10 protein-coding genes and 1 tRNA gene are annotated in these 13,460 nt (G+C 40.0%); 6 read left to right on the top strand and 5 right to left on the bottom strand.

Translation table 11 applies throughout. The annotated features are described in order from the left end of the window. Nucleotides 1–329: 329 nt before the first annotated feature. Nucleotides 330–402 (bottom strand) — tRNA-Lys (locus C3K47_RS09095). A 114-nt stretch (nucleotides 403–516) separates the two neighbouring features. Next, nucleotides 517–2,418: an ABC-F family ATP-binding cassette domain-containing protein gene (locus C3K47_RS09100; protein WP_103788827.1), complete on the bottom strand. Its 1,902-nt coding sequence runs from the start codon at nucleotides 2,416–2,418 to the stop codon at nucleotides 517–519. A gap of 197 nt (nucleotides 2,419–2,615) precedes the next feature. Between C3K47_RS09100 and C3K47_RS09105 the strand changes: the two genes are divergently transcribed. The 3 genes from C3K47_RS09105 to C3K47_RS09115 all read left to right on the top strand — a co-directional run bounded on the left by C3K47_RS09105 (nucleotide 2,616) and on the right by C3K47_RS09115 (nucleotide 6,341). Further along, nucleotides 2,616–3,425 (top strand): DOMON domain-containing protein, encoded by an 810-nt coding sequence (locus C3K47_RS09105; RefSeq protein ID WP_103788828.1) that lies wholly within the window; start codon nucleotides 2,616–2,618, stop codon nucleotides 3,423–3,425. Between the two features lie 180 nt (nucleotides 3,426–3,605). Next, the gene (locus C3K47_RS09110) at nucleotides 3,606–4,037 is read left to right on the top strand and encodes an RrF2 family transcriptional regulator (RefSeq protein ID WP_103788829.1); all 432 of its coding nucleotides are present in this window, start codon (nucleotides 3,606–3,608) and stop codon (nucleotides 4,035–4,037) included. Between the two features lie 63 nt (nucleotides 4,038–4,100). After that, nucleotides 4,101–6,341, top strand: a complete 2,241-nt coding sequence (locus C3K47_RS09115; protein WP_103788830.1) for a nitric-oxide reductase large subunit — start codon at nucleotides 4,101–4,103, stop codon at nucleotides 6,339–6,341. 71 nt (nucleotides 6,342–6,412) lie between these two features. Here C3K47_RS09115 and C3K47_RS09120 read toward each other — a convergent pair whose 3' ends face one another. The 3 genes from C3K47_RS09120 to C3K47_RS09130 form a co-directional block, all read right to left on the bottom strand. Beyond that, on the bottom strand, nucleotides 6,413–7,687 hold the full coding sequence (locus tag C3K47_RS09120; protein ID WP_103788831.1) for an MFS transporter: 1,275 nt from the start codon (nucleotides 7,685–7,687) through the stop codon (nucleotides 6,413–6,415). Between the two features lie 9 nt (nucleotides 7,688–7,696). Further along, entirely contained in the window at nucleotides 7,697–7,933 is a 237-nt protein-coding gene (locus tag C3K47_RS09125; RefSeq protein WP_103788832.1) for a hypothetical protein, read from the bottom strand. A gap of 91 nt (nucleotides 7,934–8,024) precedes the next feature. Further along, nucleotides 8,025–8,615 (bottom strand): TetR/AcrR family transcriptional regulator, encoded by a 591-nt coding sequence (locus C3K47_RS09130; RefSeq protein WP_103788833.1) that lies wholly within the window; start codon nucleotides 8,613–8,615, stop codon nucleotides 8,025–8,027. A 167-nt stretch (nucleotides 8,616–8,782) separates the two neighbouring features. On the opposite strand from C3K47_RS09130, the gene C3K47_RS09135 reads away from it, so the two are divergent. The 3 genes from C3K47_RS09135 (at nucleotide 8,783) to C3K47_RS09145 (ending at nucleotide 13,459) form a co-directional block, all read left to right on the top strand. After that, nucleotides 8,783–9,829, top strand: a complete 1,047-nt coding sequence (locus C3K47_RS09135; protein ID WP_103788834.1) for a sensor histidine kinase — start codon at nucleotides 8,783–8,785, stop codon at nucleotides 9,827–9,829. Then, entirely contained in the window at nucleotides 9,826–10,548 is a 723-nt protein-coding gene (locus tag C3K47_RS09140; RefSeq protein ID WP_317043016.1) for a LytR/AlgR family response regulator transcription factor, read from the top strand. Before C3K47_RS09135 ends, C3K47_RS09140 begins: the two co-directional genes overlap by 4 nt. 139 nt (nucleotides 10,549–10,687) lie before the next feature. Next, a complete protein-coding gene (locus tag C3K47_RS09145; protein ID WP_103788835.1) occupies nucleotides 10,688–13,459 on the top strand; it encodes a TonB-dependent receptor in 2,772 nt (923 codons plus the stop codon). Nucleotide 13,460 lies beyond the last annotated feature (1 nt).

The following is a 13,460-nucleotide window of genomic DNA, read 5'->3' on the forward strand; positions in this document are numbered from 1 at the left end:
AACACTAAAAAAAGTAACTTCGAAAAACAGCCTGTATAGGTTAATTAGGATTAACAACATCCAGTGTATAGTTAATCCAGGATTTATTCACTAATCTGTATAGTTATTTCAGGACGGGTCAAGTGGTTATTTGAGGACATGTTATCTCGTATATGCGTCGAGTATACGTCTAGTATGCGTCGAGTATACGTCGAGTTTGATCCTACTTAAGATCTTTAAATTCAGCTGCTCTGCCAAATGAGCTACGGAGTCAGCATTGGTATTTCAGGACAGGACACAACAACTTATAAAAAAAGCCTGATCGGTTAAGATTAGGCTTTTTTATTGAGTGACCCCGGAGAGGCTCGAACTCTCGACCCGCTGATTAAGAGTCAGCTGCTCTACCAGCTGAGCTACGGAGTCAATGCTGGTGATTTTCAACTTCAATATAGGAAAAATTAATCTCCAACAAAGAGGCTATAAATAAAAATAGCGTCCCGATTTTCAGGACGCTATTTCGCTTATTTTATACTCGATTTAACTTTGCAGTTCACTCAATTCCAGCCAGCGCAGTTCCTTTTCTTCTAATTGCTTCATTATTGTTTCCATTTCGGCCGAAAGTTTTTGCAATTCTTCAGGTCCAGCGTTAGGACTTTCAAAAATTGCCGTGATCTCTGCTTTCCGGTCTTCCAAAACTGCCATGTCTTTTTCAATCTGCTCAAACTCGTGCTTTTCTTTAAAAGTCATTTTACGGGTTTTTTCAGCAGCTTGAGGAGTAGTGGCAACCGTTTCAGTTTCAAACTTTTGACTCTTTGCTTCCAACTTTAAGTTTTCAGCATCCAATTTCTTTTCCGATTTCTTAACAAGCATATAATCCCGGTAGTCCCCGTAATCGCCGTTAAAATCAGTAATAATACCATCACCCTCAAAAATGAATAAATGAGTGGTTAATCGGTCCATGAAATAACGGTCGTGAGAAACGATCAATAAACATCCCGGGAAATCTTCCAGGAAATCCTCTAAAACCTGTAAGGTCATAATGTCGAGGTCGTTGGTAGGCTCATCGAGAATCAAAAAGTTCGGGTTCTTCATCAGCAATGTACACAAGTACAAACGGCGACGTTCACCACCTGAAAGTTTTGAAACATAAGTATATTGTTGATCGCCAGAGAAAAGGAATCGTTCTAACAACTGTGCAGCCGTAAGGCTTTTGCCTTTTGCCATTGGAATAAACTCGGCAATATCTTTTACCACTTCAATTACCCGTTTGTCTTCAGGTAATTTCATTCCGTCCTGGTTGTAATAGCCGAAAACAACGGTTTCCCCGGTTACAATTTTACCGCCATCGGGTTGCAGCTCATCGGTAAGTAACTTTAAAAAAGTGGATTTACCGGCACCATTAACACCTACAATGCCAATACGGTCATTACGTTTAAATACATAACTGAAATTGTCGACCATCTTGCGGTCGCCAAAGCTTTTTTTCAAATGATGCAGTTCAAGGATTTTACCGCCCAAGCGATTCATCTGAATATCGAGCTGCACTTTTTTGTTTTCCAAACGTTGTTTGGCAACTTTCTCCGTTTCATAAAATGAATCGATACGCGCCTTTGACTTGGTGCCGCGAGCCTTCGGCATACGACGCATCCATTCGAGCTCGGTGTTATATAGGTTCTTGGCTTTATCAATAGTAGCAGCCTGCGTCGACTCCCGCTCAGCTTTCTTCTCTAAAAAGTAACTGTAATTACCTGAATAGGAGTAAAGCTGTCCGTTCTCTAATTCTAAGATCTGATTACAAACCCGATCCAGGAAATAACGGTCGTGAGTAACCATTAATAACGAAACCTTTTCCGTTTCAAGATATTCTTCCAGCCATTCCACCATATCAAAATCAAGGTGGTTGGTAGGTTCATCCAAAATTAACAGATCAGGATTTTGCACCAGAGCCATTGCCATTGCCACGCGTTTCTTTTGTCCACCTGAAAGTGAACCAATTTGTTGGTGCAGATCAAAGATCTTCAGTTCGCCCAAAATCTGTTTGATACGCTGTTCATAATCCCAGGCCTGCATAGATTCCATTTGGTCAATGGCTTTTTGCAAGGCTTTCATGTTATCATGGTTTTCCAATGCCAGCTCATAAGCCATAATGGTTTTAAGCAGCGGGTTCTCCGCATCATAAACCGCATCAAAGATCGATCGGTCTAAAGGTAAATCAGGCTCTTGGTCGAGGAAAGCGATTTTGATATCTTTCCGAACAGAAACAGTTCCTGTGTCGCAGCTGTCTTTACCGGCTAATATTTTAAGAAGAGAAGTTTTTCCGGTTCCGTTTTTGGCAATCAACGCAACTTTTTGCCCCTGGTTAATTCCAAAGGTAAGGTTGTTGAACAACACACGTAAGCCTAATGATTTGGATATATTTTCTGCTGAAAGAAGATTCATTCAAGTTTAATTTTGAAAGGGCGAAGTTAGGGATAAGTTTTTGCACTAAAATGTACTTTTTTATGTGCTAATTCGTATCTTAAATAGAGGTTGATTTACCAGCTGCTTAAACCAATTGCATTAAAAAGAGTCTTTAGTTAAGCAGATTTTCATATTGAGCATTTAAAATTTCCATTATTAGTTTTGTAAGTAGAAACATGAAGAACTTTGTATTTTTTATCGCACTCGTTTTGGTCTTCGCAGTATTAAACTCATGCTCAACCAAAACCTTTAAAAGCACCTACAGAACCAAGCCGGTTGTAGCCGATGGCAAACTCAATGATTGGGGCTATGCTATTGAAGACGAAAATGTGGACAGAAGCGGAAGGGTTAAATACGCCATTGCCAACGACAGGGAAAATTTATACATCACCTTTAGGGTGTTCGACAAAACCACGCAGGCAAAACTATTTTTAGGAGGAATGAAACTGGTGCTGGATACTGCTTCTCAAAAACAAGCTTCTACCTATATCGAATTTCCACTATTAGTTAAATTGAAACCGGGAGAAAAACCTAAATGGGATTTTAAACCGGGAGAGCGTATGGGAATTAAAGATCTGCACAAACAGGCAAAAGAAACCCATAAGGAAATGAATATTTCGGGCTTTTATGCTTTTGCCAACGGTAAGCAAGCATTAACCGATAATAAAAGTGGTGTGTCAGTTGGTTTTGATTGGGATGAGGACGATGCGCTGATTTATGAAGCCATTATTCCATTTAAAGCATTTTATTCAACCGCCTTTAAAAACGGCAAACATCAATTAAGCGTAGGAGTTAGGGTTGAGGGGATAGATAAGAATACCCTGCCTGAGCAAAATTATTATGCCATGATGAATGGAATGGGCAGACGCAAGGGAGGATCGCCTATGGCTAACGCAAGTAATTTGCCAAATCCTGCCGATCAACCCTATGAGATCTATACCGAACCCATTAAATATGATCTTAAGTTGCAGTTAGCAACCCGATAATAATCAATGAAGAGGCTGCCGGTTTTCGACAGCCTCTCTTTTTTAGATCCTTTACTTCCCACTTAATCTTCATAAAAACTATTCGATCTTTAAAAGAAGAAGATTTTCTTTAAATAATAAAAGATATTTTTGTCTTTTATTATTTCGTTTCTACATTTGCCCTATAAATTCTAATACACATTGTTTTCAAAAGCTTGTAAATACGCTGTAAAGGCAACAATCTACATTGCGGTACAATCAGGGCAAAATACCCGAACCAGCCTTAAAGATATTTCGGCGAAAATTGACTCTCCAGAGGCCTTTACAGCCAAAGTGTTGCAAGTTTTGGTAAAGAATCAGGTAATTGAATCGCTAAAAGGACCCTTAGGTGGATTTTTTATAAGCAATGAAGCAGCAAAATTAATAACCCTGAGCCATGTGGTGTATTTGATAGATGGTACTGAAACCTTTAACAGTTGTGGTTTAGGTTTAAAAGAATGTTCAGAGTGCAGGCCATGCCCAATGCATCATAAATTTCAAAGAATTAGATCCGAGTTAAAAGAAATGATTGAAAAGACCACCATTTATGAGCTTGTTTTAAAAGTGGGAGAGGGCGAATCATTTTTAATGTAAAAATTTTAAACATATAAAGGACAGTTTTGTCCGAAATTATAAATCACAAACTAAAAACTAACAATGAGCAGTACAAAACGACTATGGTTATTATTTGCCCTGGTTTTAGGCGTTTCTTTCGCCGTACTTGGGTATTACGGTATAAAAATTTATCAAGAGGCGCCTCCTATACCGGAGAATATAATTACCACGAATGGAGAGGTAATTTTTACTAAGCAAGAGATCAAGGATGGACAGAATGTATGGCAAAGTATTGGAGGACAAGAAGTAGGTTCGATATGGGGGCACGGTGCTTATGTTGCTCCTGATTGGACTGCTGATTGGTTACACAAGGAGGCTGTCTTTATTCTTAACAAGTGGTCGCAAAAATATTATGAAACCGATTTCGAAAATTTGAATGAAGAAAATAAGGCGTTTTTAAAGGTCCGGTTGCAAAAGGAAATCCGGAAAAATACCTATGATCCACAGACCAAAGTTATTACTGTCTCAAATGAACGAATTGAAGCCATTAATTCATTAAGTGATTATTATTCGCGTTTATTTACCAACGATCCGCAATTTGATAAGTTAAGAGAGCATTATGCTATCCCTAAAAATTCAATTCAAGATCAGGATCGCCTTAAAAAACTAAACGCATTTTTGTTTTGGGCAACCTGGGCTACGGTTACTGAAAGACCGGGATCAAAGATCTCCTACACACATAACTGGCCTGCCGATGATCTTGTTGGAAACGGCCCAACTAAAGACTTGCTTGCCTGGTCGGGTGTGAGTATTATTTTGTTGTTGTTCTTTGTGGGTGTAATGGTGTTTTATCATATCCGTTCAGGAGAAGAAGAAACATTACCGGCTCCAGCCGAAGATCCGCTGATCAAAGAAAAGCTTACACCTTCAATGGTCGCGGTTAAAAAATACTTGTTTGTAGTTAGTTTACTTATTGTTCTGCAGGTGGTATTAGGTGTAATTACGGCTCATTATGGCGTTGAAGGAAATGGATTTTTTGGAATCCCATTAGGTAAGATTCTGCCGTATTCAGTCACCCGTACCTGGCATACACAGTTGGCAATTTTCTGGATCGCAACTGCATGGCTGGCAACAGGATTATACATAGCACCTGCCGTGGGTGGAAAGGATCCAAAGTTCCAGGTGTTTGGGGTAAATTTCTTATTCATTGCCTTGTTAATTATTGTTGTTGGTTCGATGATCGGACAATGGATGGGCGTAATGCAGAAACTGAACCTGATCAATAATTTCTGGTTCGGCCACCAAGGTTATGAGTATGTAGATCTAGGAAGATTTTGGCAGTTGTTCTTGCTGGTAGGCTTGTTCTTATGGTTAGCTTTGATGGTGCGTCCGTTGCTGCCATTATTAAAAAGAAAAGCAGAAGAAAAACACATGATCACTTTATTTCTGATCTCATGTACCGCTATTGCCATGTTTTATGCTGCTGGTTTAATGTGGGGGCGCCAAACAAACCTGGCTATTGCCGAATACTGGAGATGGTGGGTAGTACATTTATGGGTGGAAGGCTTTTTTGAAGTTTTTGCCACCGTGGTGATCGCTTTCTTGTTTGTGCGTTTAGGATTGCTTAAAACCAAAACTGCTACCCTGAATGTATTGATATCGACGATCGTTTTTATGTCTGGTGGAATTATCGGAACTTTTCACCACCTGTATTTTACAGGAACACCCACCGCAGTGATGGCTTTAGGAGCAACCTTTAGTGCTTTGGAAGTAGTGCCTTTGGTGCTTATGGGGCATGAGGCTTACCATAATTTTAAACTCTCAAAATCATCAAAATGGATAGCCGATTATAAATGGCCAATATTGTTTATGATCGCTGTGGCATTTTGGAACTTCCTTGGAGCCGGCATCTTTGGCTTTATTATTAATCCTCCAATTGCACTTTATTATGTGCAAGGCTTAAATACAACACCTTTGCATGGTCATACCGCCTTATTTGGGGTGTATGGAATGTTGGGTATTGGTTTGATGCTGTTTGTTTTGAGAAGCATGTATCGTGATCATACCTGGAACGATAAACTGTTGAAATTTATATTCTGGTCTATTAATTTGGGTTTATTCCTGATGGCAGTGTTGAGCTTATTGCCGGTTGGTATTTGGCAGGCATTTGAAAGCATTGAAAAAGGAATGTGGTACGCCCGTTCGGCTGATTTAATGCAATTGCCATTAATGATAAAACTGAAATGGATGCGGGCAATCGGTGATACTATTTTTGGAATAGGGTCCTTAGCCTTGTGTTGGTTTGTTTTGGAGTTAGTGATTAAACGAAAAAGCAAAGCCTAAATTCAATTTATAGCAAAAGAGCCTTTCGGGATGAGGAAAGGCTCTTTTTGTATTATCTGATTAGACTATTCTTAATGCTCAGTAACCATTTCTACTGGTGGCTCGGCAGGTGTTTGAATGGGTTGTTTGTTTTTGATCATCACATATTGGTTAATAAAAAACATCATTCCAATGGCTACCACCATCGCGCCGATAACCACATATCCTAAGATATTATAGTTTTCAAGCATACCGCTTTTCGTTTCAACTACAATCATCCCTGCGATAGCAGCTGCAATACCTCCTGAAATTTGCTGAACTGCCGAGTTGATACTCATAAAGGCCCCTCGATCCTGGGCTTCCGGAACCGCGGTCATTAAAGCCGATGCTGAGATCATTCTTGAAGAAATACCAACAAATAATAAAATGTTCAGTCCAACAACTGTCCAAAATGGCGTTACCCCCAAATTGGTGTAAATGGCCACCATGATCATACTAATGATCGATCCAATGACAAACATTTTATACTTGCCAATTTTATCGCTGATCTTACCACTTAATGGACCTAAGATCATCGAAAAAATACCTGTTACAAAATACAATAACGATAATTTATTCATCGGAACGCCCATGTTATGCGTTGAGAAGGCACTGCCAAAAGGCATTAGCATAAAACCACCGGTTGCCAGTAAAGTGGTACCTAAAAAAGCACGTACATAATTGGGTTGGGAAATGGTTTTTGCCAGGTGTTTAAAAGCATTGTGTTCTGCTGATTTCAGTTTTAAATGTTCGTTAATGGGTTGCAAATAAAATAGCATTACCATACCTAAGATAATTCCGAAACATACAATCATCCAGAAAGGAGAGTGCCATCCGAATTTATTAGCTAAAACTAATCCTATCGGTAAACCTAAGATCTGGCTTGCAGCAAAGGCCATTTGTACAAAACCCATTACCCGGCCACGTACTTCCATATTAAACAGATCGGTAATAATGGCAAAAGAAATGGAACCGATTACACCACCGAAAATGCCGGTAACAATACGTGCAAACAGTAAAAAGTTATAATTGGGCGCCATCGCACATAAACTGGTGCCTAAAATAAAACCGGTATAAAAGAATAAGAGTAATCGTTTACGGTCGAATTTATCGGCAAAGCCTGCTGCAAGTAGTCCCGATGCTCCGGCGCTAAATGCATAAGCCGAAACCACCAGGCCAAATTGTGATGTGCCCATATTCATTGCCTTCATCAAAAACGGTCCTAATGGCGATAATACCATAAAGTCGAGAATGATGGTAAATTGTAGTATTGCCAAAATGGCAATAACGAAAATCTCATATTTAGAAAAAGTATGTTTTGTCTTCATAAAAATCAATTAAAAGTTAAGTTCCTCACAGGCATAGCCCAGTGTGTTTATTAATCTGATAAAGCCCTCAGGTTCCGTTTCGCTCGATTCTATCCGCAGTATTTTGTCGCAATCGTCAATGGCAACATTCCATTTTAAAATATCTGAAAAATCATTGAGCGATGACGCTATGGCCTTAACATCGGGTTCGTCGTTTATGTTTGTTTTAAAAATGTGAATGGTTCGGTTTTGTAAGAGAGTCGGCATATTGATGTGTTTTTAGTTAACGATTCATTTTAATTAAATAATGGGTGATTTAGCTTCAAGTTGCTCCGCTTGAGTGGAGGTGAAGGCTTAATTAGGGCTTTAAAGCTTTTAGCACCACTTTAAGTGTTTGGTCCATTACTGAGTCTGTAAGTTCAAAGCTTGATGAAGCGTAACTTTCTCCTTGCGTATGAAATTTCATCAGTTGATACAAAGGAGAAAAGGCCACCGACCAATACACCTCAAATGGCAGCTGCACCAATTCACCTTTAAGGATGGCCTTATGAACAAACTTTCCCATTTCTTGTTTAAAGCTATTTTTAATAGTTTGAGAGATTGTTTTGAACGAGGGCGAATACCGCAAATGCTCAATAAACTGAACTTCCAATGGGTTTTCAAGGAAAAACGCAGCTCTGTTTTTCCATTGAACTTTCAGTCCTTCCTCAAAACTCATTTCAGCGCTAAAATTCTTTAAGCTATACTGTTGCATTTTATTGAAAACCTCTGTTCCTAAGCTTAATACCAGGTCTTCTTTGTCTTGGTAATAAATGTAGAGGGTGGCTGGTGATACCCCGGCTGCTTTAGCCAACTTCTGCATGCTAAAGCCATCCAGTCCATTTTTTACAATCAGTTCAACGGCCTGTTGCCTAATGGCCTGTTCCTTGTTTTCGTCTCGGGTTCTCATTTATAATGCAAATATAAGTGAATGTTCATTTATTTATAAATTGAATTTAAAATTCCTCCCAGCGAAAGAATAAATGCTTGGTCTACAGAAACAAGGATTTAGTCGTTAATAGCATAATTTTACCGGTTGAAAATCTATTTTTGAAACCGGAGCAACAATAAAATGCATTGAGAGAGTTTAAGAATATTCGTACAGTTATTTTTCATATTCTGGCATGGGTAGGTGTTTTTATCATTCCAGAATTTTTCAGACCCGATTCTCCGGCCATACCTTCACGTATCTTTTCATTTCAGCATTTCTTAACGTTTAATCTTCCATTAGTGGTATTCTTTTACCTGAATGCATATTATCTGATTCCACGTATCATGCGTAAAAAACCACTTTATGCATACGTTTTATCGGTAATTGGCATAATGGCAGCTATTCTGCTTTTTAACCAATTGTTACGGATGGAGATGCCACCGCCTCAACGCATGTTGCCTTTACGAGAAGGAAGAGGAATAGGAATGGGTGCGGGAGGAGGCATGCGGCTATTTCTGCTGTTTCCATTATTGTTTATCTGGGCAACCAGCACCAGTTACCGGTTCATAATTGATCAGCTTAAAGCCGACCGCCAAAATAAAGAGCGCGAAAATATTCACCTTAAAACCGAACTTTCGTTTCTGCGATCACAGATCAGTCCGCATTTTATTTTTAATATTCTAAACAGCCTGGTGGCCTTAAGTCGCAAGCGGCCTGAACAGGTGGAGCCCGCCATCATTCAACTATCACAAATGATTCGTTATATGTTGTATGAAAACGACGAGTTAAAGGTGAGCATTGAAAAGGAAATAGAATATTTACAGAATTATATCGATTTGCAGCGTCTGCGTTTTGGCGATTCGGTGCAGGTAATCTTTACGGTTATTAATGAAACAACCGGGAAAAGCATTGAACCGATGTTGCTGATCCCTTTCATTGAAAACGCCTTTAAACACGGCGTTGGCTTAATTGAAAAACCTGTAATTGAGATTCATCTGCATGCCGATGATAAAGACTTTTGGTTTACCGTAACCAATAAATTTAATGATGCCGACCCTAAAGACGAGAGTTCGGGTATTGGCCTTGTTAACGTTGAGCGCCGTTTGAAAATTTTGTACAATAACCATCATCACTTGCGTTTAATGAAAGACGATGAATACTTTAAAGTTGAACTTAGCATTGAACTCCAATGATGAATTGTATTGCTGTTGATGATGAGCCATTAGCATTGGAGCTTTTGGTTGATAATATATCCAAGATCCCCTTCCTGAATTTAGTAGGCAGTTGTCGTAACCCATTTGAAGCGATGGAGGTGTTGCAGGATAAGCCGGTTGACCTTATCTTTTTAGATATTCAGATGCCGGGAATAAGTGGGGTTCAGTTTTTACAGGCAACCCGACCTAATCAAATGGTTATTTTTATTACCGCATATGAAAAGTATGCTTTAGAAAGCTATAATTTAGACGTGGTTGATTACCTGCTTAAGCCGGTCTCTTTCGACCGCTTTATGAAAGCGACTACCAAAGCATACGAGCTTTTCAACTTAAAGAATAAAAATACCCAGCCCGAATCAGCTCCCGACTATATTTTCATCAACTCTGAATATAACCTGATAAAAATAAACCTTGCCGATATTTTATATGTGGAAGGGCTGAAGGATTATGTGAAGATCTATGTCGAAAAGAATCCACGCCCTATTCTTTCCAGAATGAATATTAAAGCGATTGAAGAGAAACTTCCATCGATGGGCTTTCTGAGGGTTCATAAATCGTTTATTATTTCCACCGCCAAAATAACCTCCATCCGTAAGAACCGGATAAAAATAGGGGAGGTAGAAATTCCCTTGAGTGATAATTTTAAAGACGAACTGATGAAGTTTGTTCACCCCTCCAGCTCCCTGAAGGGGGAGTAATGGTCCTTGCATCTAATGCCCCCGGGAGGTAAGCCTCATCGGCACAATTCGGTAATTAGTATGCAAATGCCTTAATGCTGTCTACTTCGTTTTAGTTACCTGTTTTTTCAATTCATTTTTGAGCTTAAACGAGCTATACATGAATCGGAAAATAGTTTTACTCATCATTTTTACTCTTTTATCAACGCAGGCTTTAAAAGCTCAGGTGAAGCTTAGAGAGGTTCTCCTGAACAAATATTACAGGGGCTCGCTGGCTTCGGTTTTCGACAGCATTGCAGTTGATCATAATTTAAAGTTTTCTTTTGACCGCGAGCGCTTGCGTTATTCATTCGCAGAGCGTTATGCCGATATGCCGCTTGATGTGGCGCTCAAATACATTTGTAAAGATTATGAGCTAAAATATTACATCGGTGCCGGGAATGTGATTTTTGTTTTGGATAAGAATCAGAAGGTTGATCCGAAGACAATGGCCAGTGGCACCCAGGAGATCGGTGAAAAGGCAAAAGTTGCCGCGTTAAAAAAGAACTATCTTCTAACCGGCCGGGTGGTCGATGCTGCCAGCGGTGAATCGCTGCCCTATGTAAACATTACCATTGTTGGAACAAAGCAGGGGACAGCCACTAATGCTGATGGTTATTTTACATTGAATAAAGTTCCTACCGATACTTCCACACTGTTCATCAGTTACCTGGGTTATCATAAAACAAGCTTTCACTTAAATCCTGATTTACCTAAGGCTGGTTTGATCATCGAACTAAACCCTGATAATGAACTGGAAGAGGTGCTGGTGGTAGCCGACAAGGAAGACCTGATGAAGGTATCGGAAAAAGTGAGCATGATAAAAATTTCGCCGCAAAAACTGGCGATGTTACCCAATGTGGGAGAGAAGGATATTATGCGTTCTTTTCAGCTCATGCCCGGCGTTTCGGCCAGTAACGAGTCTTCATCGGGTTTATATGTACGTGGAGGAACTCCCGATCAGAACCTGGTGGTATATGATGGTTTTACCGTTTACCAGGTAGATCACTTGTATGGTTTTTACAGTGCCTTTAATTCTAATGCTATTAAAGACGTGCAGTTGTACAAAGGCGGGTTCGAACCTAAATATGGTGGGCGCTTATCGAGTGTTACCGAAATTACCGGCAAGGATGGCAATAGCAAAGGCTTTAATGTAGGAGGCGATATCAGTTTGCTAAGTATCAATGCCTATCTCGAATCGCCATTTGGCGAAAATGCTACACTATTATTGGCAGCTCGTCGCTCTTACAAAGGACCGCTCTATAATAAGATCTTCAATAAGTTTAACAGCAGTAATTCAACTACCACTACGCAGCGGCCAGGTTTTGGCGGTGGTCCCCGCGGCAACGCTTCTAATTTCGCTACCACGGTTTCATCTTATTTCTATGACCTGAATGGCAAGTTCACCTATAAGGTTTCAAAAAAAGATGCCTTATCGCTGAGCTTATACAATGGAACCGATAATCTCGACAACTCCCAGGAAGCACAGGCTCCGTCTTTTGGAGGAGGTGGTTTTGGCGGCAGCGGCAGAGGCTTTGGCTTTAACGTGAATGACGTGACCAATTATGGTAACATGGGAGGTAGTTTACGTTGGACCCGTAAATGGTCTGACCGGTTCTTCAGCACTTCGGTATTAAGCTATTCGAATTATTACAGCGACCGTGACCGATCGAACGAAAATACACTCACTGATGAAGATGGTAATTCGCGAACGATTAAAAACGGTACCATCGAAAATAATGATCTGAAAGATTTCAGTTTTAAAACCGATTTGGAGTATGCCTGGACAAAAGATAATGCGATAAAACTGGGAGCTTATGCAACCAATTACAAGATCAAGTATAACTACAGCCAGAACGATACGTCAACGATCCTGGATCGTAACACAACAGGAAACCTGGCCGGGATCTATATTCAGGATAAACAAAACTTATTAGGTGATAAGCTTTCCCTTGAACCCGGCTTGCGTTTCTCTTATTTTGACCAAACGTCAAAAGGATATATAGAGCCACGTTTTTCGGCTAATTATAGATTTAATAGCAAAGTTACCTTTAAAGCTGCAACCGGTAAGTATTATCAGTTTGCTAACCGCGTGGTTCGCGAAGATGTGCTTTCGGGCAGCCGCGATTTTTGGATCTTGTCTGATGGAAGCAATGTTCCGGTAAGCTCGGCAATACATTACATTATTGGAGCCTCTTATGAAACCCGTCAGTATTTGTTCAGCGCTGAATACTATTACAAAGATTTGAATGGTGTAACCGAATATTCGCTTCGGTTTAATCCAACGCGCGGCGGTGGTCCAGGAGGTGGTGGAGGAGCGCCAACCACTTCCTACGAAGAAAACTTCTTTAGCGGTGTAGGCTATTCACAAGGCATTGAATTTTTAATTCAGAAAAAGGTGGGTAATTACAATGGATGGATCAGTTATTCATTGGGTGAAGCCCGCAATAAAATAGCTACTTATGGTGATGATTATTATTCTGCCAGCCAGGATGTAACCCATGAACTAAAGATTGTAAACATTTATAAGCTGGGTCGTTGGAATTTTTCAGGCGATTGGGTATTTGCTACTGGAAGGCCTTATACCGCCCCACAGGGAGGTTATGAATTGACTTTGCTTGATGGCACCACCCAAAGCTTTATCAATATAGGTGCTAAAAACGGTTCGCGATTGCCAAATTACCACCGCCTTGATCTGGCTGTTAACTATGAGTTGCGTGGTGCCGATGCGCATAATAACATCGGCTCTATCGGTGTCTCTTTTTTCAATGTTTACAATCGTAAAAATGTTTGGTACAAGGAGTTTCAGATTGCCGATAACCAGGTAGTTGAAACCAATGTGAACTACCTCGGATTTACTCCAAACTTAACCCTTACCCTAAAGCTCAGATAGT

The organism is Solitalea longa (assembly GCF_002920915.1).
In the GTDB taxonomy this organism is placed as follows: Bacteria; Bacteroidota; Bacteroidia; order Sphingobacteriales; family Sphingobacteriaceae; genus Solitalea; species Solitalea longa.